Source organism: Acetivibrio sp. MSJd-27 (assembly GCF_018918095.1).
Lineage (GTDB): Bacteria > Bacillota > Clostridia > UMGS1840 > HGM11507 > HGM11507.
This window is the reverse complement of the sequence record NZ_JAHLPV010000001.1, coordinates 121,877-141,282: the sequence shown is the minus strand read 5'-3', so window position 1 is coordinate 141,282 and position 19,406 is coordinate 121,877. Positions and strand designations below refer to the sequence as shown.

Sequence of the window (19,406 nt, the reverse complement as noted above, 5' to 3'; positions counted from 1 at the left end):
ACAACCAATTTTTAATATGCTAAGCCGCTTAGCGGTGGGCGTGGTTCCGGATAGAAATTCTATCCGGAACCAAAAACCTATTTAAGGAGGATAACGATGAAGAAAAACAAAAAACTGATTTCTTTAACGATTCTTTTTTCCATGTGTCTGAGTTTTCTGCTTTTTCCCTTCACAGCGTCTGCGTCTTTGACAAGCAAATGGAACAGTCCGCCTTTTTATCCGGAGAAGGGCGCGCATCCAAGAGTGCTCATCAACCAGGCTGATATTCCCGTGATCAAAGCAAACCTGACCAAACCGCAGAATCAAAACGCATACAAAAAGTTTCAGGAACTGCTGACACAGGATACAACAGGGGGATTTCCGGACGAGAAGGAAGCCGGAAAAGGAAATATTTCCGCCAACGTGCAGCTGCTCACCGCCATCGAGGCAAAAGCCTTTGACTATGTCATCAATGGCAATGAGCAAAGCGGCGCCGACGCGGTTGCTTCCATTAAAAACGCAATTAAAACCATAAAATACCCGACGGTCGGGGATTACAGCCGTGACAGCGGAATGGTGCTTTATGTGATCTCCATCGTATACGACTGGTGCTATCCGCTTTTGAGTGATAAGGATAAGACACAGTTTATCGCGGACGGTCAAACCGCCAGCGCCAATATGGAGGTTGGCTGGCCGCCGGAACGATTCGGCGCGGTAATCGGACATGGGGCGGAGGCACAGTTTTTGAAAGAACTCATTGCTTTTGCCATTGCGACCTACGATGAATCTCCTGACATTTACGAGTATGTGGCAGGACGGTTTTTTGACGAGTACGTGCCTGCCAGAAATTATTGGTATAAGTCTCACTCTCTTCACCAGGGCTCCGGATACAATACGGTGCGCTATGCCTTTGATCTGTGGGCGCAGTGGCTTATGTATAAAATAAGCGGTCAAAGGGTGTTTGTTGACGATTGCCAGTATGTCAGCTATCAATGCCTCTATTATACCCGGCCGGACGAGCAGATCTTCCGGGAGGGAGATTACTCCAGCGAATCCCTTGGAAGAATTCCCAGCGCCAATTCCTATGCTATGCGGATGGGATTTCTGGCGTCCGGTTTTTACAAAGATCCTTATCTGAAAATGGAGCTTGCCCGTCTTTCGGATCAGTATTCCAAGTTTGAAAACAGCTTTCAATGGCTGACACCGGTCACTTTTTTGATTATGAATGATCCGGATTTGGAACCAAAATCCTACAAGGATCTTCCCAACACAAAATATTTCGGAGAGCCCAACGGGCTGATGATGGCAAGAACCGGCTGGGATTTGGGAGTGGAATCCCCTGTCGCCATCGCAATGATGAAAATCGGCGGTCTGTGGATGGCAAACCATAACCATTTGGATAACGGGACTTTTCAGATTTATTATAAGGGAAACCTAGCAAATGATTCCGGTCTTTATACAACTTATGGCGTTTCTCATGATGTCAATTGGCATAAAGAAACGATCGCCCATAACGGGCTTTTGATCTACGATCCTTCGGAGGTGCCCTCCGGGGGAGCTGTCAATTCCGGTGGTCAGCGCAGACCGGGCGGGGAGCAGGTGACCATCGACGGATATCTGGAAAATGATTATAAAATGGCGCAGGTGATTGGGCATGAATTCGGTCCGGATCCCTATCAGCCGGAATACTCCTACATCAGTGGGGATATCACAAAATCATACACCGACAAGGTTTCTGAGGTAACCCGTTCCATGATGTTTATGCCCAATGAAAACAAGGACGCTCCTGCAGTCTTCTTTGTGATGGATAAAATTGCGGCAAAGAAAGCAAACTTTAAAAAGACGTTTCTGCTGCACTCCCTCCAGGAACCGGAAGTGGATGGCAATGTGACAACCATCAAAAGAGACACCGACGGCTATAACGGAAAGCTGACGGTTCAGACCTTATACCCGCAGAATCCCACCATCGAAAAGATTGGCGGTGAGGGCAAGCAGTGGTACATCAATGGAACCAACTATGTGCCCAGCAAGGGAACTGCGGAGACAATGAATAAAGACCTCAGCAGCGGCTGGGGACGGGTGGAGATTTCTCCCACGGAGAAACAGAAAACCGACTATTTCTTAAATGCTATGTATGTCAGTGACGCGGATGGCAAGACGGAAGTCATTCCCGCGGAATTGATTGAAACCGATGAACTTCTGGGAGCAAAATTGGATCAGAAAGTGACGATGTTCAATAAAGAGCAGAAGAGAATTGCAGGCAACACGTCCTTTACCGTTCCGGGCAGCGGAACCTATGACATCGCAGTCTGCGGTCTGGAGAAAGGCGAATGGAGCATTCTGCTCAACGGCAAGGAGATCGGCACGCAGATCGCCTCGGAAGAAGGCGGTATGATTTATTTCAGCGGAGAGGCAGGAAACTATACCCTTCGGATGAAAGATGCCTCCAAAGTGAAGGAAACTCCTCAGGTTGAACCGGTTGAACATGAGAACATTTCAATCAAAATCGGAAAGGATTATCTGTATTCGGATGTTCCCGCAACGATAAAAGACGACAGAACCCTGGTTCCCATGCGGGCCATCTTTGAAAAATTCGGCGCGGAAGTGGAATGGGAGGACGCTACACAGACAGCGACAGCGACCAGAAGAGGAAAAACCATCCGCCTCACCGAGGACTCCCAAACCGTATATGTTGACGATCAGCCGGTTACCCTAGATGTTCCGGCACAGATTGTAGACGGAAGATTTCTGGTTCCGGTCCGCTTTATTGCCGAAACCTTTGGCTCGACGGTAACCTGGGATGACTTTGCGAAGATTGTGAATATCTCGGAACCGAAGGACAGCGGTGCAAGCAATAAAATCCCGGTCGTTAACGTCACCTGGAGCTCCGCCACAGCGGATGACAAGGGCGGTTATAATGCGGTGGACGGCGATTTGGATACCCGTTGGGCTGCCAATGGAATAGGCGAAAATCTGACGCTGGAGTTTGACGGGGTCAAAAAGATTTCCTCTTTCAGCACTGCGTTTAATGATCCCATTTCCAGAGGATATTTCTTTGAACTGGAGTATTCGGTTGACGGAAAAACCTTCACGAAATTTTTTGAAGGAAAATCCTCTCAGAAGCAGGATATAGATACCTTTAAACTGGATCAGCCAATTAATGCGAAGTATATTCGATATATCGGCAAAGGGGGCACCTACACCGATTATATTCTGCTTCAGGAAATCGAATTTTATGAATAACGCCTGTTTCTAACATTTTTTTGTTTTTCTCATAGCGAAAAGTCCGAACGGTTACGTTCGGACTTTTCGATAAGCTGAAGGGCGGATCGCTGATTCAGTCAGCGGTCTGCCCTTGTTATGTAAAATACTCATTTTTCAGTTAAATAGAAATCCACCAGCAAACACCATATTTGTCAATAACGGTTGCACAGCATTTACTCCAAGGGACTTCTTTTATTGGCTCAATCACAACGCCGCCATCGCTTAAAATATTGAAAGCTTTCTGTACGGCTTCTTCCCTTCCCATTCCACAAACATTGAAAGTCATTGTCTGCCATTTTTCTTTGTGGATTATACTTACATCACAAGGATTTGCCGCTTCACTGGCAGCAAGAAACGGTTCTCCTTTTACTGACAATTCACAGTGTGCATAAGCGTCATTTGTTTCATTTTTTATTTCAAAGGTTATTTCTGCTCCAAAGGCATTGCAATACATTTCGACAGCTTCAATGCTGTTCTTGACATAGACCTGCGTATAATTCTTCATACATTCCTCCCATTTATTGTATAAAAAATCTTTAAGTATAGTGGCATAGAGATTACAAACATAGCAGGATACGTCAATGTGTGACAATCTTGTTGGGAGATATCACAAACCTTAAAAGAAAAAGCGGTAACCATAAATGAATTCTAGTTACCGCCAATATTCTTATTTTAAAAATTATTTGCTTGCTTCTTCAATCGCGACCGCAACTGCAACGGACGCGCCAACCATCGGGTTGTTGCCCATTCCAATCAGTCCCATCATTTCCACGTGGGCCGGAACGGAGGAAGAACCTGCGAACTGTGCGTCGGAGTGCATTCTTCCCATGGTGTCGGTCAGACCGTAAGAAGCCGGACCGGCTGCCATATTGTCAGGATGCAGGGTTCTGCCGGTACCGCCGCCGGAAGCAACCGAGAAATAGCTTTTGCCCATTGCGATCCGTTCTTTTTTATAAGTGCCGGATACAGGGTGCTGGAAACGGGTCGGATTGGTGGAGTTTCCGGTGATGCCGACACCCGCGTCTTCTTTGTGCATGATAGCAACGCCCTCACGGACATCGTCCGCACCATAGCAGCGAACTTTTGCACGTTCCCCATCGGAATAAGCAATTTCGTTTACAACCTTCAATTCGCCGGTTGCATAGTCAAATTTTGTCTGTACATAGGTAAAGCCGTTGATTCTGGAAATAATCATAGCCGCATCTTTTCCAAGGCCGTTCAAGATAACTTTCAGCGGAACCTTTCTAACCTTGTTCGCACTTCTCGCAATACCGATAGCGCCTTCCGCAGCAGCGAAGGACTCATGGCCTGCAACAAAGGCAAAGCAGGTGGTTTCTTCTCTTAACAGCATTGCTGCCAGATTACCGTGGCCTAAACCAACTTTTCTGTCATCGGCAACCGAGCCGGGAATACAGAAAGCCTGAAGTCCCTCGCCGATTGCTTCCGCAGCTTCCGCAGCGCTGGTGCAACCTTTTTTAATTGCGTTTGCAGCGCCTACAATGTAAGCCCAGCATGCATTTTCAAAACAGATCGGCTGAATGCCTTTCACCAGATTATATACATCGATTCCTTTGTCATCGCAGACTTTTTTTGCTTCTTCGATGGAGGAGATACCGATGCCTTTTAAAAACTCATTGATTTTGTCAATTCTTCTTTCGTAACCTTCAAATAATGCCATAGTCGCGCACCTCCTATTCTTCTCTCGGATCGATATATTTTTCGGCGTCTTCAAATCTGCCGTAGTGGTTGGTTGCTTTTTTCATCGCTTCTTCCGGGGAATCGCCTTTTTTGATAAAGTCCATCATTTTACCGAAATGAATAAATTCATAGCCGATGATCAGACCGTCCTTATCCACGCCGAGACGGGTAACATAACCTTCCGCCATTTCCAGATATCTGGGGCCTTTTTCCTTTGTGGAGTACATGGTACCTACCTGGGAACGCAGACCTTTCCCCAGGTCCTCCAGTCCGGCACCGATCGGCAGTCCGCCTTCGGAGAATGCTGTCTGGGTCCTTCCGTAGATGATCTGCAGGAACAGTTCCCTCATTGCCGTGTTGATAGCGTCACATACCAAATCGGTATTGACTGCTTCCAGAAGGGTTTTTCCGGTCAGAATTTCAGCAGCCATCGCCGCGGAATGAGTCATGCCGGAACAGCCGATGGTCTCGACCAATGCTTCCTCTATGATGCCGTCTTTTACGTTCAGTGTAAGCTTACAGGCTCCCTGCTGCGGTGCGCACCAGCCCACACCGTGTGTCAGACCGGAGATATCTTTGATTTCTTTTGCCTGTACCCATTTTCCCTCTTCGGGAATCGGAGCCGGTCCGTGGTTTGGACCTTTAGCAATGCAAGTCATTTTTTCTACTTCATGTGTAAATTGACTCATATGAATCCTCCTTGTGAAATTTATCACATTTATTATAAACACAAAAGGGAAACTTGTCCATAGTTTTTTTGAATAATTCCCAGTTTTCCCGTATTTTTGTGTATTTTATCTACTGTACTGTTCTGATTATTTTTGGCAAAAATCCACTTGATTATTCTACCTATTTAAGATAAGATAAAAAGTGAGGTGATCGCTTTGGAAATGATGGAGTTATTAAAAAAAGTAAAAGATCAGGAAATAGATATTGAAAAGGCATACCAGATGCTGAAAGATCTTCCGTATGAAGAGCTTGGATATGCCAAGGTGGATCATCACAGAAAAATCCGGAATGGATACTGTGAGGTTATCTTCTCGGAGGGAAAGGAACTCTCCCATATCCGGGGTATTGTGGAGTCTATGACGGCCAAAACAAATGGAACCATCCTTTTAACCAGAGCGGATACAGCGGTGTTTCAGGTCTGCCTTGAAGTGACGCAGCGGGCAGAATATTTTGAGCAGGCCCGCATTGTAGTGATAAACGGTTTTCCCGAGGAAAAGACAGAAACAACAGTTGCGGTTCTTACGGCCGGGACAGCGGATATCAAAGTAGCCGAGGAGGCGGCAATCGTTTTGGAGGCGACGGGCAACCGGGTTGACCGGATTTATGATGTGGGGGTGGCGGGTATCCACCGTTTGCTTGCCCAGCGGGAAAGAATGGATGCGGCACGGGTTTTGGTGGTAGTCGCCGGAATGGAAGGCGCTTTGGCCAGTGTTGTAGGGGGGCTGACAGACAAACCGGTGATCGCGGTTCCCACCAGCGTTGGATATGGCGCAAATTTCGGCGGTTTGTCTGCCCTGCTGACCATGCTCAACAGCTGTGCTTCCGGTGTGGGCGTGGTGAATATCGATAACGGCTTTGGAGCGGCAATGCTGGCCTCTATGATCAACAAGCTGTAATACTGAAATGGTTGAATAACAGGGCTGTGCCCTTTTGGAAAGGAATATACATGAAGATACTCTATTTTGATTGCTTTTCCGGCATCAGCGGCGATATGGTGCTGGGAGCTCTAACCGATTTGATTGGAGACGCGCAATATCTGGTTTGGGAAATGGAAAAGCTGAAGACCACGGTGCCTTTCCGGCTTCAAATCGGCGGAGCGGAAAAGTCCGGAATACACGGAAAAACGGTGAAAGTGATATCGGACGAAAAACAGCCGCACAGAAATTTTCAAATGATTTGTGAGCTGATAGACAGCAGCGCTTTTTCCGAACCGATCAAGCAAATGTCAAAAAATATTTTCCGCCGGGTAGCGGAAGCGGAAGCAAGCGTACACAATAAACCGGTGGATGAGGTGCATTTTCACGAGGTGGGAGCTGTGGATTCCATTGTGGACATTATCGGAGCGGCTGTTTTGCTCGACGCTGTCCGTCCTGACAAAATTGTGAGTTCTATTTTGTGTGACGGCAGGGGATTTGTGGACTGCCGCCATGGAAGGATTCCGGTTCCGGTTCCTGCTACAATGGAAATTGTGAAAAGGCGGGGAGCTCTTCTGCAACTGACAGACGAGCAGGGAGAGATGGTCACACCGACCGGTGCGGCAATTATCTGCGAGGCGGCGGAGTCGTTCGGGGAAAATCTGTGCGGCTCTGTTTTAAAAACCGGCTATGGATGCGGTGAAAGAGAATTCAAACGGCCAAATATTCTGCGGGTTATGCTTGCGGAAAGCAATGGGACGGCGGAAGAAAAAATCGTGAAATTGGAAACCAATATTGACGACTGCTCCGGCGAAGCACTTGGGTATACAATGGAGAAGCTGATGAATGGCGGGGCAAGGGATGTTTTCTATACGCCCGTCTATATGAAGAAGAACCGTCCGGCTTATCTGCTCACGGTAATCTGTGATTCCAGCTGCAAAGAAAAGTTGAAGAAGATTATCTTTTCGGAGACCACCAGCATAGGCATTCGGGAGAACGCTGTGAGCCGTACAAAAATGGACAGAACATTTGAAACCGTCTTGACCAAATGGGGCGCGTTAACAATCAAACGGGTATCCTATGAGGGGATAGAAAAATGCTATCCGGAATACGAGTCGGCAAAATCTTTGGCACAGCAAAATGGAATTCCTTTGTCTGATGTTTTGAATCATTGGTAAAAATAACTTTTTGAAACGCTGTATTCCTTTGGCTATAAGGGGTGCAGCGTTTTTGATTTAATTTAATGATTAAAATAATAAGAAAAAAAGAGGGTTTTTCATTTTTTTGTCGAAATTATATATAGAAGCAAAAAAAGCAGGAGAAAAAGAACAGTCAAACGGCACATCGATGGATGTATTTGACAGGCGGATTCCTGAACGCTTCTGAAAATAGAGGAAAAGTGAGAAGAGGTGATTCCGATGTTCTTAGATGATTCACAGTTTAAGTCATGCGGGATGGCTGAAAAATTGAAATAGCATTCGTTCTTTTGGGCAGATGCCACTTTTGGCAGTTGTGGATGAATGAGTTCTGATTAGAGAGAAAGAACGGGCTGTTCCGTGTGAATGGTTTTCAGAAAGACGGTTACATCAATGGTTCATAGGAGTGGAGATCATGCCGCCAGAAAACTTTGCGTTTATGAAAAACAAATCTTGATTGGAACAAATAATATGCAGGTGTTTGTTCCCAAAGAGGAAGCAGGAAAGGAAATTCATTTGTAAGGTATTGAATTTTGACTGGAAATAAAATCTTTCCGGAAGTTGAAGTTTTGTATTGTGAAATGTTTGCTTCCCGATAAATTTGAACAGACGCTTTGCGCAAACCGTTCATTTTGCGTGATGAGCAACAGGGCAGGATTTCAGGTTTGCTTTTTCGTGTTCCTGGCAAATTGCTTCACGGTTATGAATTCAGAAGGATCCATAAAAAGAAAAGCGAAGGTCTTGCAAAGTGTGAAAGAACGATAAAATTGCAGATAAGTTATTTGGGTGAAAAATATTTTATAGTATCCTATTTTAAATAACCGTGAAGCAGTTTTATTGATGCATGCAAAATGATACAAAATTTAATTTGTTATAATTACAGGAATGAAACGCTTTTATTGTACAAAAATTCCTGAAAAGCGTTTCAGCCTCGCATTGGTTACGATTTCGTTCCTCCGCATGCCGGAAATTTTGTATGGATTGTGTGCAGAGACGGGATATATAGAAGCGAGGCTATAAAAATAGATTGCTGTGATTGGAGTGATTGAGACAGTTCATAAGGAAAAATAAGAACAGAGGTTGATTCCATTGGGCAATTTATCCATTCAAAAAACATAAATTTATCGATAAAAGGGTATGCTTAAAGCATACCCTTCATTTTTTCATAACATAGGAAATTGCGGGGAATCGTCCGCAATTGCATGTTTCAAAAAACAACGTGCGAAGCGCAGCTGCGCTTTTCAGAATGAAAAGCTTTTTTATAACATAGGAAATTGCGGGGGATCGTCCGCAATTGCATGTTTCAAAAAACAGCGTGCAAAGCGCGGCTGCGCTTTTCAGAATGAAAAGCTTTTTTATAACTGCGGGCAAGATGTCCCCCGCCTTTTAAGGCGGCGGGATTCATATCCGAGATAACCGGAAGTGCAATCTCCCGCTGATCTCGGCACTGCTATGCAGTACCCTTGTCCTCGTTGAATGACGGGGCAAGCCCTTATTGAAATGACTTTGTTGGCTCCTATTAAAATACTACGATTGCTGAAACGGAGGTTTTCAAATGTGCACTGCAGCAACTTATAAAACAAGAGATCACTATTTTGGACGAACGCTTGACTATGAATATTCCTACATCGAGACCGTGACGGTAACACCGCGCAATTTCCCGTTCCGGTTCCGAAAAACGGAAAATCTTGAAAAACACTATGCGCTCATCGGCATGGCGTTTGTGAACGAGAATTTTCCGCTTTATTATGATGCAACCAATGAAAAAGGGCTGAGTATGGCGGGACTGAATTTTCCAGGGAATGCGGCTTACAAACCGTTCGAAGAGGGGAAGGATAATGTGGCGCCCTTTGAATTTATTCCGTGGATTTTGGGGCAGTGCGCGTCCGTTGACGAGGCGCTTAAGCGGCTGAAACAACTGAATTTGGTTGATATTTCCTTCAGCGAGGATCTTCCTGTGGCACCCTTGCACTGGATTCTTTCAGACAGAGAGAAATCCCTCACGGTAGAACCGGTGAAGGACGGATTGAAGATTTATGAAAATCCGGTTGGAATTCTGACCAACAATCCGCCTTTTGATGTGCAGCTGTTTCATCTGAACAATTATATGAACCTGTCGGCGGAAGTTCCGGCCAATCGATTTTCGGACAAGCTGGATCTAACGGCTTATAGCCGGGGAATGGGCGCTATGGGGCTGCCCGGCGATCTGTCGTCGGCCTCTCGTTTTGTGAAAGCCGCTTTCACAAAACTGCATTCCATTTCGGGCGAATCGGAGTCGGAAAGCATAAGCCAGTTTTTTCATATTCTGGGATCTGTGGAGCAGCAGCGAGGCTGTGTGCATCTCGGCGGCGGGCAGTATGAAATTACCATCTATACCTCCTGCTGCAACACCGACAAGGGCATTTATTATTACCGGACTTATGAGAACAGTCAGATAAGCGGCGTTGACATGCACAGGGAAAATCTAGAGAGCTCTGAACTCATATCCTATCCTCTGATTACAGGACAGCAAATTAGAATGCAAAATTGAATCAGGCGATCAATCCGAAAGCGGCGTAAAGAAATAAAACGGCCGCTTTTCTTTTTCCTGCCGGTGGGGCTGAACGTGAAATACCTTCTGCAGCAGACCGCTCTGAAAAAGGGTGTCGGGCGTGCCGCAGGAAACGATTTTTCCCGACTGCATCAGCACGATATGATGGCTGTATCGCAGCGCCTGTCCCAGATCATGCAGCACCATGACGATGGTCTTCCTCTGTTTTTGCAGCTGTTCAATCAGCTTAAGAATTTCAAATTGATGATTGATATCCAGATAGGTGGTCGGTTCGTCCAACAGCAGCCAGTCCGCATTCTGCGCAATGGTCATGGCGAGATAGGCTTTTTGCCGCTCGCCGCCGGAAAGGGAACGCAGACTGCGTGTCCGGTAATTCCAGACGCCGGTCTGCCGCATGGCCTGATCTGCAAGCTCCCGATCCTCCGGACGGGGCTGACGGCTCCAGCCTAGATAGGGAAAACGCCCGTGAAGAACCAATGCATTCACGGATATGTCGGGGACATCACGCGTTTGGGGCAGAACAGCGATCCGCCGTGCCAGCTCACGTCTTGTGAAAGCAGCGGTATTCTGTCCGTGCAGAAGAATTTCCCCTTCCTTTACCGGCAAAAGCCGCGCTGCGGTTTTGAGCAAAGTCGTTTTGCCGCAGCCGTTTGGGCCTATCAGTGAAATAATACGGCCAGCAGGAAGAGACAGGTTCACATTTTGCAGGACAGGTTCTCCGCCGTATCCCGCTGTAACATTACGCCATTCCATCATGAATCCGCCTCCGTTTCGTGCGCAGCAATAAAAAGAGGAAAAACGGGCCGCCGAGAAAGGACATCACAATACCAACCGGCAGTTCATAGGGAGCGAAGACGACACGGCTGAACACATCACAGAGCAGAACAAAGATGCCGCCCATCATCCCAGCTGACGGCAGCAGCAAACGGTTGTCGTTCCCTGTCAGCCGCCGGGCAATATGAGGAATCAAAAGTCCTACAAATCCCAGCAATCCGCTGAAGCTGACTGCCGCTCCGGCCAAAACGGAGGCTACAGCCAAGAGAAAAAGCCTTACAAGCGTCACACGCATTCCCAGACTTCTGGCGATATCTTCCCCCAGCGAGAGAACGTTGAGCTCGTTGCCTGCCGGCAATGCCAGCAGCAGACCAATCAAAATGTACCAGCCCGCTGGAAAGACTTTCTTTAAGGAGATTCCCGAAAAGCCGCCGATCATAAAATTGGATGCTCCTACGGCCAGATCGGGATCCAGCAGAGTGACCGCATCAATTCCGGCTGACAGAATACTGCTGACAGCCACACCTGCCAACACGATGGTCAGCCTGCCGGCTCCCGTCCGCACGGCGAGAAGAAAGATGAGAAGTCCGGTCAGTAAGGCTCCGAGAAAAGCGCCGGCGGGAATCAGATCCGGCATAGCAGGGAAGAGGGCCGCCGCCAGCAATGCGGCGAAGCCAGCGCCTGCATTGACACCGATAATGTTCGGACCTGCCAGCGCATTGTTCAGTACAGCCTGGATAAGCACACCGCTGACTGCTAAAGCAATGCCGGACAGCATTGCGGCCAATGTCCGTGGAAACCGTACATAGACAAGGATACGGTAGTCTGCCGCTGCTATATCACCTGTCTGAACAGCTTTGAAAGCCTGGGGTACTGACAGTGATGTGGAACCGATACACAGGCTTAAAACGGCGCACAAAAACAGCCCTGCCGCCAGCAACAGTAGCAAGGCCAGCTTGTATTTCCAAGATTTCTCAATCCATTGCCTCAGGGTAAAGGATCCTGGCCAGATACGCATAGCTTTCTCCCCATTTCGCATTGGGCTTATAGTGGAATAACTCCTTTGGCAGAACAATATATCGGTCATTTTTGACCGCTTTCAGATCCTGCCATGCGGGATTGGACTGGAGGTCTTTTTTCAGTGCGTCCAAAGCCTTTTCATCGTCCGCTCCCATGACAGACACAAAGATAAAATCAGGATCCTCCTTTATGATCTCCTCCAGGCTCAGATCCTCCAGCAGAGATTCATGCCGCTGTACAATGTTATCTGTATTGAGATCGTCCAGAATTACTCCGGCCAGATTATCCTTCCCCTTGGCCTTTGCTCCGGTTGAAAAAGCACGGATCAGCAGAACCGTTGGCCTTTTCTCCATCTTTGGAATTTTTTGTAGAATCTCATGGATTTGCCGTTCCACCGCGGCTCCGTTTTTTTCATACAGATCATCGCGGCCGGTTAAACGGCAGAACCCATTCAGCATATCTAGGTAATCCTGATAAGTATCCACACGGAAATAGGCGTGGGGAATCTGCATATCTGTCAGCATATCGTCCATCTGTACATGGCTGGCAATATCAGCCGACAGAATCACAAAATCCGGATTCAGTGCAGCCATGCGCTCCGTATCAGGTGTTTTTACCGTGCCGATAATCTGTGTGCTGCCGGGCAATTCCATGTTCCGTTCCTCAACCGCATCCGCGGTGGTGCCCGCCAGTTCCCCGCCTGCCAGAACCCATGTCTCGGCAAAGGAGCCATACAGGGATACCACTGTTTTGGGTGGCTGGATGGTCAGGGAACGATTCAGCGCATCGGTGAAGGACCAGGCCTGTCCTTGCAGCGGAGACTCGCCGGAAGGAGAAGCGCCGTTTTTTTCGTTTTTATGATTTTGACAGCCAACCATGCCCACAGTCAAAAGCAGTGCGCAGGCAAGCGCTGTGAAACGTTTTTGAATTGTCATGGAGACCTCCTTAGCGTATAAGGATATCCGCGGAGAGAATCTCGTCCTTGCGGTTCAAAAGATCATCGCTGAACAACGCTTTTTCCAGCGTTTCCTCGCCGATGCGGTCAATGGTCTCGCCCAGCCGCTCTTTGTGGTAAGCGTTCTCCTTAAACCAAAGCAAGGTTTTTTCGAGAAGCGGGAAGATTTCCTCCTTTGTCACAAAACGGGAAAGAGGGGTTCCCATGCGGGTGCGTTTTCCCCAGGTACCTCCGACGTAGATCTGATAAACAGTCTCCGACTCGTGAGCGAACGCTTTAAACGGGCATTTGCCAACACAAACGCCGCATTTCTTGCAGACTGACTCGTCGATCGACGCTTTTCCGTCCGTCAGCTCCACCGCTTTCACCGGACATTTCGCTGCGATCTGGCAGATTTTGCAGCCACGGCATTTCTCCGCGTCGTACTGCGGAACGCGACGCCCCTCTATGCCGAAATCATTTAAGCTCGGCCTCATGCAGCTGTTAGGGCAGCCGCCCACTGCAATCTTGAACTTGTGGGGGAGCTTGACATCCGCCCAGCCGCAATAGTATTTTTCATAGATTTCCTCAGCCATTGCCTGGGTGTCGAAATTTCCGTAAACGCAGGTGGTTCCCTTGCAGGCTGTCACCGGACGGATTTTTGCGCCGGTTCCGCCGAAAATTAATCCCGCCTGTTCCATAAAAGCGATTGCATTGTCGATCTCCTCATAAGGAATGCCGACAACCTCCGCGGTCAAACGGCTTGTGAAGGCGATTTTGCCGTTTCCGTACCGCTTGGCGCACTCGGCCACGGCTGCCAGCTCGTCGGCGGTGAACACCGCTCCTTTTGGCAGAATCCGTCCCGAGAAATTTTGGGTTCCGCGGTTGTGAAGAAAGCCCATTCCTTTTACCCGGGCGATATCAGCCGCTTTCAATTGTTCCATTGTTTTCCCTCTTTCTTAAGCCATAATTTTCTTATCTTGCAACGGTTATAGGATACAGAGCAGCCTATTCCATTCCTTGCGGATTTGCAAGCTTATTATGTTTTCATTATACGTTATTTATCCATCATTGTAAAGTATGTTTCACGGAGGTATAACCTTACTTTCAAGAAATCTAAGACAGATTAATGGACAGACGGAGGAATAGAATTCCACTGCATCAGGGAAAAAGGTTTTTGGATCAGCATTGCCAAAGTATTTCCTCCTGTTATAAATATTCGATAACTTTATCGGTGAAAACAATTCCGTCCAGATGATCCATTTCATGGCATAAACATTTTGCGAGCAAGCCGGTTCCTCTTATTTTGCGCTCTTTTCCGTTTTCATCCAAAGCGCGCACCACAACCTGCCAGGGGCGTTTTACTTTTCCCCAAAAACCGGGAAAACTTAAACAGCCCTCCGTACTGATCTGTGTACCTTTTGCGCTGACGATTTCCGGATTTACCAATTTTAAAAGTCCGGTTCCAATATCTATGACCACTGCACGTTTTAAAATGCCAATCTGGCAGGCGGCCAATCCTCCGCCGTTCGGCTCATGGTACATCGTCTGTGCCATATCGTCCAGAAGCATGCGGATTCTGTCATCTACTACCTCCACCGGTCTGCATTTCTGACGCAAAACGGGATCTTCAAACGTACGGATCTCACGCAGAGCCATATTGTTCATCTCCTTTTATGTAAGATTCAGTTTACATAAATTGTAACATGATTTCGATAGAAAGTCAAACTGGATCCTTTTAAGCAGTATCCGAACATGTTTTTTGAACCATACAATTATATTAGCATACTCTGCGCTTTTTCCTTGCGCTAACGAAAAATAAACAAGCCGAAAGCAATCATAATTTTCCGGTTGGAAGGTCCGGCGCTTATATTACCCTTATAAAAATTTTTGTCATATTAAGAAAAAATCGTATTTTTCGATTGACATTCCATGATATATAGCTATAATAAATCATATAAATCATACTATTCATATTATTCGTATTTTGGAGGATTCAAATGATAAAAAAACAGGATAAATTTGCGTGGACAGTCAAGATTGGAGAGAAAGGGCAGTTTGTTATTCCAAAAGAGGCGCGGGACATTTTTGGAATGCATCCGGGGGACACCATTATCGTATTAGCCGACAAAAAGAAGGGGATAGCCATTCCGCCGAAAGAGATGTTTGCAAAACTTGCAGATGCTATTTTTAATGGAGACCCCGCGGGAAAGGAAACGGATGATGAGTAGAATCCTGTTTTTTGGTATTCCTGCGCACGGGCATACCAATCCCACCATTGAGGTGGTGCGCGAGCTGACCTCTAGAGGGCATGAGGTCTGGTACTGTTCTTTTGATGCGTTTCGGCATAAAATAGAGGCGGCCGGCGGTCAATTCCTTTCCTGTGACAAATACCTTCCACCCGCTCCGGCGGATATCCAGAAAAAGGTGGGGAGAGATTTCGCTTCCCTGATTGAGATGACTGTGGATACAACCCTGCGGATGGAACAAGCGGTTTTTGAAATGCTGAAAAGATGGAAACCGGACTGCATTGTTTCCGATTCCATGTGTACATGGGGAAAGCTGTTTGCCCGTAAACATAATATTCCATTTGTGTGTTCAACGACTACGTTTGCCTTTAACCGTTACACAGCAAGATTAATGAAGCCGGGAATTGGGGAAGTCTTCCGAACGGCGGCAGGCATGCCGCGAATCCATACCAAAATGAAACGGCTGCAGGAACACGGCTATGCCGTGAGCAATGTGCAACAGCTTATAGAAAACGACAATGACACCCATACCATTGTCTATACTTCAAGGGAATTTCAACCGATGGCGGAAACTTTTTCTGAGAAATACCTCTTTGTAGGACCATCTGTCGCAGATATCACAGTGAAAAAAAGACCGGCGCAAAAACCGCTTTTGTATATTTCCATGGGAACGGTTCTAAATAAAAACGATACATTTTACCGCAATTGTATCAAAGCGTTTTCCGGCTGTGAGATAGATGTGATTCTGTCAGTAGGAGAGAAAACGAAGATTTCCGCGCTCGGAAAGATTCCGTCTCATATTACGGTGCGTTCAAGCGTAAATCAACTTGAAATTCTACAGCGGGCGGATGTATTTCTTACTCACTGCGGTATGAACAGTGTAAATGAAAGCATTTATTACGGAGTGCCTATGGTGCTTTTTCCGCAGCATTCTGAGGAGGGATTGGTGGCAATGCGCGCGGAACAGACCGGGACCGGCCTACGTCTGAAAAGCATTCGGCCCTCCCGTCTCCGCAAAGCTGTTTTTAAAGTGCTGGAAACGGAGGCTTACCGGCAAAATGCCCAGCGGATATCCCATACCTTCCACAATGCGGGCGGGGCTCCAAAAGCCGCGGATATGATTGAAAAAGTCAGCGGATGTTAGGAGAGAAAACGACGTAATATACGTTTCGGAAAATAAATTCTATTCAAAAACAGTAGTATCCGCATTTTGAAATGCGCAGAATTGTAGAAATTTCCATGTTTCAAATAACAATGTACGAAGTGCGATTACGCTTTTCAGAATGAAAAGTTTTGTTAAGTAATGTTCTCCCCTTGCCGCAACAGCGGAATCCATCCTCATGAGGACGCAGGACATATATTTTAGAATATTTAGAATATATTATTCAATGCCTCCGGATTTAAATAGGAGGAGCATCTGGCTGTTAGTTAACTTCTTTGTCAGCAATTCGCGAAAGTGAACGGTTTTGGTCTTGTCCACTGCCCTTAATTTTTCCAGTTCAGAAAGTGTAAGTTACTGGCTTTTCACAAGATTTTCAAATATATTCTCAAATTGGGCCAGACGATTGACCGCCTCACCTGTGTAAGAATTTTCTTCATGTATGATGCTTTCTTCTGCAACAGCGTAAGTATCTTTCTGTCTTTCTGTAAAACGTTTCATTCCAGCCTCCATCGTTCTGTTTATCACAGAAAATTACGTATTGTGTCCGCCACCTGTTTCCCCAAAATGCGGAAGCCCTCCTGCGTATAGTGGCAGTAATCCTTGTAGAATGCGGCGGACTTGTCTTTCATCACGGAAAACAGATCGTTGACGGGAATTTGAAGCTTTTTCATCACTTGTTTGGCGGTTTCATTGTAGAGCATAATTTCTTCGGTAGTACGGGGATTAACGGCCGGGCTTCCGTTTGGATTCATCGGGGTTGTGGTAGCGAAAACAATTTTTGCGTTCGAAAAAAGCTCGTGCAGTCTGTTTGCCACCATTTCCAGCATGAAGGCATACTGCTCTTTGCTGTTGAGGGAGGGGGCATTTTTCCCGTAATGGGCGATGTCCCAGTGGCCGTTATTCCAGTGAATCAGATCGATTTTTTGAGGTTCGCCCGTCAAAGCCGCGATTTCCATAAGGGAAACCAAGGTGTATTGGGTACATCTGCCGTTGTCATCCGAATAATAGGCCTTGGCGGTATCTTTTAATGCTTCCTGTACAAATTCATCATATCCAATGCGAATGGAATCCCCTAAAAGAAGTGCATTTTTCATTGAAATCTTCTCCTGTATGATAATCTGTTTTTTACATCCGGCTTTCGTCCCAGTATAGAGGAACATTACGCCGTATGAGAGAGTTTTGAAAATCAGTGCATTTTGTTCTGCTATAATAGATACTGCGAGGTGTCATTTTATGTTCCATGCAGTAGGCCGCCAGCCATCCGGCTGTCTCGCCGATATTCCATTCTACCGGATGAAGACGGTATGCGCCGTTGGTGATATGAGTCGTGCCGATATTTTTGCAGGAGGGGATTAGATTGTCAAACCGCCGCTCTATCATTGCGCCCAATGGGATAGTAAACGGTAAGGTAGGCACATAGATATAGTTTCGTCCTCCGGTGCTGGGATGCAGATCGATAAAGTAAGCGCCGATACCTACACTGTCAGGATAGCGCTGTGCTTTCTTTCCGGGATTCCACTCCGCGCTGATATCCTGTTCCAATATGGTATATTCCGCTTTGATTCTTCTGGACTCCCGAATATAGGGACGCATGGCAAGCCCGTCCTTCGTTCCGTTTACATCTCCCCGAAGCCGGAACCCTGGATAGCCGGATTTCCCGTCGTGGGTTGGAGCTTCCGTTTGAAGCCAATACAGCAGAGAAAGGCTGAGCGAACGAGCGCCGTCCATGTGCTTTTTGACCGTTTTCTCCGGTTCGTCATAAAGATTTCCCAGCCAGTAATCATTCATCGGCCAGTTTACGGAAGTGATGTCGCTTTGATAGAAGCCGCTGCGGAATAATTTCTTGTCCAGTATCTTTCGGTAATTCCAGAGAAATCCGCTGTCTTCCTCATCGAATACAGTGAGCCTGCGGGGCTTGCAGTTGCGGCTGTCGCAAGTGTCAAAACTCAAAAGAGACCCCACCCAGAAATCCGCCCGGTAGTTTTTCCAAAAATCATAGTCCTCGGGTTTGGATATGGTAAAATCTTCGTCTTTGACATAGTCCATTGCAAAGCACCAGGTCGTGGCTTGCATATCTTTTGGATTTGCCGCTCCCGCCAGGGCATGCGGTTCTCCTGTCTGGGAAATACTCTCGCTGCCCGTTACATAGTCAGCACCGATAAGGGGAAGAAGATCGCCGCAGTCTGTAGCATCCAAAAAATATTCCGCCGTGATTTCACAGGTATCTCCGGAAAGCTTTTCTTTCACTGTGACACTTTGGATACAGTTGCCATCCGTTCTTGCGCTAAATGGAACCGTGTCAGTAAAAATGGAAAGCAAACCGTTGGAGATATAGGGCAAAAGAAGCTGGCGAAGCGCTTCGTGTGCAACGATAGGCTCGTGGCAGATAGGGCTGACGAAACCGCCGCCCGGATTTAGATATTCTATGTTTCGCGCCTCATCGGTCAAAGGATAATGATTTTTATAATAATTTCGAATATTCTGCCGCAGACGGTGGTAGCTTTCGGTCCCGCACAAGTTCTCAATCCACTGGTTTTCATCGGGGGGAACCGCCTGTGAGGTGAGCTGGCCTCCAATCCATAGGCTTTCCTCTGTCATAATAACCTTTTTGCCGTATTCGCAGGCAGAGAGCGCAGCGGCGCAGCCGCCCAGACTGCCTCCGATAATCGCAATATCAAAGTTATATTCTCTCATAATACATCCCCTAATATTGAAACAGTTTATTTGTGTGGATAATGAAAAGCCCTGAATGCTTCAGCATTCAGGACTCTTGGAGCGGATAGCGGGAATCGAACCCGCATATTCAGCTTGGGAAGCTGACATTTTACCACTAAATTATACCCGCATATGTTTTATATGTTAATATTATGCCACTGTTTTTTCATTTTGTCAATATCATTCTGTAAAAATCTTATAATCGGATGAAAAATACTCTT

The 19,406-nt window shown here is 46.8% G+C and carries 17 protein-coding genes and 1 tRNA gene; 6 read left to right on the top strand and 12 right to left on the bottom strand.

The window, feature by feature from the left end; translation table 11 throughout:
- Positions 1-96: 96 nt before the first annotated feature.
- Positions 97-3,222, top strand: a complete 3,126-nt coding sequence (locus KQI32_RS00625; RefSeq protein ID WP_216423523.1) for a stalk domain-containing protein — start codon at positions 97-99, stop codon at positions 3,220-3,222.
- Positions 3,223-3,361: 139 nt separating this feature from the next.
- Here the strand turns inward: KQI32_RS00625 and KQI32_RS00620 are convergent, their stop codons facing one another.
- The 3 genes from KQI32_RS00620 to KQI32_RS00610 form a co-directional block, all read right to left on the bottom strand.
- Positions 3,362-3,748 (bottom strand): glyoxalase/bleomycin resistance/extradiol dioxygenase family protein, encoded by a 387-nt coding sequence (locus tag KQI32_RS00620; protein ID WP_216423522.1) that lies wholly within the window; start codon positions 3,746-3,748, stop codon positions 3,362-3,364.
- A gap of 174 nt (positions 3,749-3,922) precedes the next feature.
- The gene (locus KQI32_RS00615) at positions 3,923-4,921 is read right to left on the bottom strand and encodes a GGGtGRT protein (RefSeq protein ID WP_177689501.1); all 999 of its coding nucleotides are present in this window, start codon (positions 4,919-4,921) and stop codon (positions 3,923-3,925) included.
- A 13-nt stretch (positions 4,922-4,934) separates the two neighbouring features.
- On the bottom strand, positions 4,935-5,630 hold the full coding sequence (locus KQI32_RS00610) for an iron-sulfur cluster assembly scaffold protein (RefSeq protein ID WP_177689503.1): 696 nt from the start codon (positions 5,628-5,630) through the stop codon (positions 4,935-4,937).
- 201 nt (positions 5,631-5,831) lie between these two features.
- Between KQI32_RS00610 and larB the strand changes: the two genes are divergently transcribed.
- From larB to bsh, 3 genes are all read left to right on the top strand, one after another.
- Positions 5,832-6,566: a nickel pincer cofactor biosynthesis protein LarB gene (gene larB, locus KQI32_RS00605; RefSeq protein ID WP_253290948.1), complete on the top strand. Its 735-nt coding sequence runs from the start codon at positions 5,832-5,834 to the stop codon at positions 6,564-6,566.
- Between the two features lie 50 nt (positions 6,567-6,616).
- A complete protein-coding gene (larC, locus tag KQI32_RS00600) occupies positions 6,617-7,762 on the top strand; it encodes a nickel pincer cofactor biosynthesis protein LarC (RefSeq protein WP_216423520.1) in 1,146 nt (381 codons plus the stop codon).
- Positions 7,763-9,335: 1,573 nt separating this feature from the next.
- Entirely contained in the window at positions 9,336-10,310 is a 975-nt protein-coding gene (gene bsh, locus KQI32_RS00595) for a choloylglycine hydrolase (protein ID WP_216423519.1), read from the top strand.
- A gap of 9 nt (positions 10,311-10,319) precedes the next feature.
- On the opposite strand, the gene KQI32_RS00590 is transcribed toward bsh, so the two are convergent.
- The 5 genes from KQI32_RS00590 to def form a co-directional block, all read right to left on the bottom strand.
- Positions 10,320-11,087, bottom strand: coding sequence for an ABC transporter ATP-binding protein (locus KQI32_RS00590; protein WP_216423518.1), 768 nt, complete (start codon positions 11,085-11,087; stop codon positions 10,320-10,322).
- Positions 11,071-12,123, bottom strand: a complete 1,053-nt coding sequence (locus KQI32_RS00585; RefSeq protein WP_177689510.1) for an iron ABC transporter permease — start codon at positions 12,121-12,123, stop codon at positions 11,071-11,073. The genes KQI32_RS00590 and KQI32_RS00585 overlap by 17 nt, the downstream gene beginning before the upstream one ends.
- The gene (locus tag KQI32_RS00580) at positions 12,080-13,060 is read right to left on the bottom strand and encodes an ABC transporter substrate-binding protein (RefSeq protein ID WP_216423517.1); all 981 of its coding nucleotides are present in this window, start codon (positions 13,058-13,060) and stop codon (positions 12,080-12,082) included. The genes KQI32_RS00585 and KQI32_RS00580 overlap by 44 nt, the downstream gene beginning before the upstream one ends.
- Positions 13,061-13,070: 10 nt before the next feature.
- Positions 13,071-14,003, bottom strand: coding sequence for a 4Fe-4S binding protein (locus KQI32_RS00575; protein WP_177689512.1), 933 nt, complete (start codon positions 14,001-14,003; stop codon positions 13,071-13,073).
- A gap of 265 nt (positions 14,004-14,268) precedes the next feature.
- Positions 14,269-14,718: a peptide deformylase gene (gene def, locus KQI32_RS00570; protein WP_177689513.1), complete on the bottom strand. Its 450-nt coding sequence runs from the start codon at positions 14,716-14,718 to the stop codon at positions 14,269-14,271.
- Between the two features lie 341 nt (positions 14,719-15,059).
- Here def and KQI32_RS00565 point away from each other — a divergent pair, with 341 nt between their 5' ends.
- Both KQI32_RS00565 and KQI32_RS00560 read left to right on the top strand, forming a co-directional pair.
- Positions 15,060-15,290, top strand: a complete 231-nt coding sequence (locus KQI32_RS00565; RefSeq protein ID WP_216423516.1) for an AbrB/MazE/SpoVT family DNA-binding domain-containing protein — start codon at positions 15,060-15,062, stop codon at positions 15,288-15,290.
- A complete protein-coding gene (locus tag KQI32_RS00560) occupies positions 15,283-16,452 on the top strand; it encodes a macrolide family glycosyltransferase (protein WP_216423603.1) in 1,170 nt (389 codons plus the stop codon). The genes KQI32_RS00565 and KQI32_RS00560 overlap by 8 nt, the downstream gene beginning before the upstream one ends.
- A 369-nt stretch (positions 16,453-16,821) precedes the next feature.
- On the opposite strand, the gene KQI32_RS00555 is transcribed toward KQI32_RS00560, so the two are convergent.
- The 4 genes from KQI32_RS00555 to KQI32_RS00540 all read right to left on the bottom strand — a co-directional run bounded on the left by KQI32_RS00555 (position 16,822) and on the right by KQI32_RS00540 (position 19,315).
- Positions 16,822-16,968: a hypothetical protein gene (locus KQI32_RS00555; protein ID WP_216423515.1), complete on the bottom strand. Its 147-nt coding sequence runs from the start codon at positions 16,966-16,968 to the stop codon at positions 16,822-16,824.
- A gap of 23 nt (positions 16,969-16,991) precedes the next feature.
- Complete coding sequence (locus KQI32_RS00550; RefSeq protein ID WP_216423514.1) at positions 16,992-17,564, bottom strand: SGNH/GDSL hydrolase family protein; 573 nt, start codon at positions 17,562-17,564, stop codon at positions 16,992-16,994.
- Between the two features lie 31 nt (positions 17,565-17,595).
- A complete protein-coding gene (locus KQI32_RS00545) occupies positions 17,596-19,164 on the bottom strand; it encodes an FAD-dependent oxidoreductase (protein WP_216423513.1) in 1,569 nt (522 codons plus the stop codon).
- Between the two features lie 77 nt (positions 19,165-19,241).
- Positions 19,242-19,315 (bottom strand) — tRNA-Gly (locus KQI32_RS00540).
- Between the last annotated feature and the right edge of the window lie 91 nt (positions 19,316-19,406).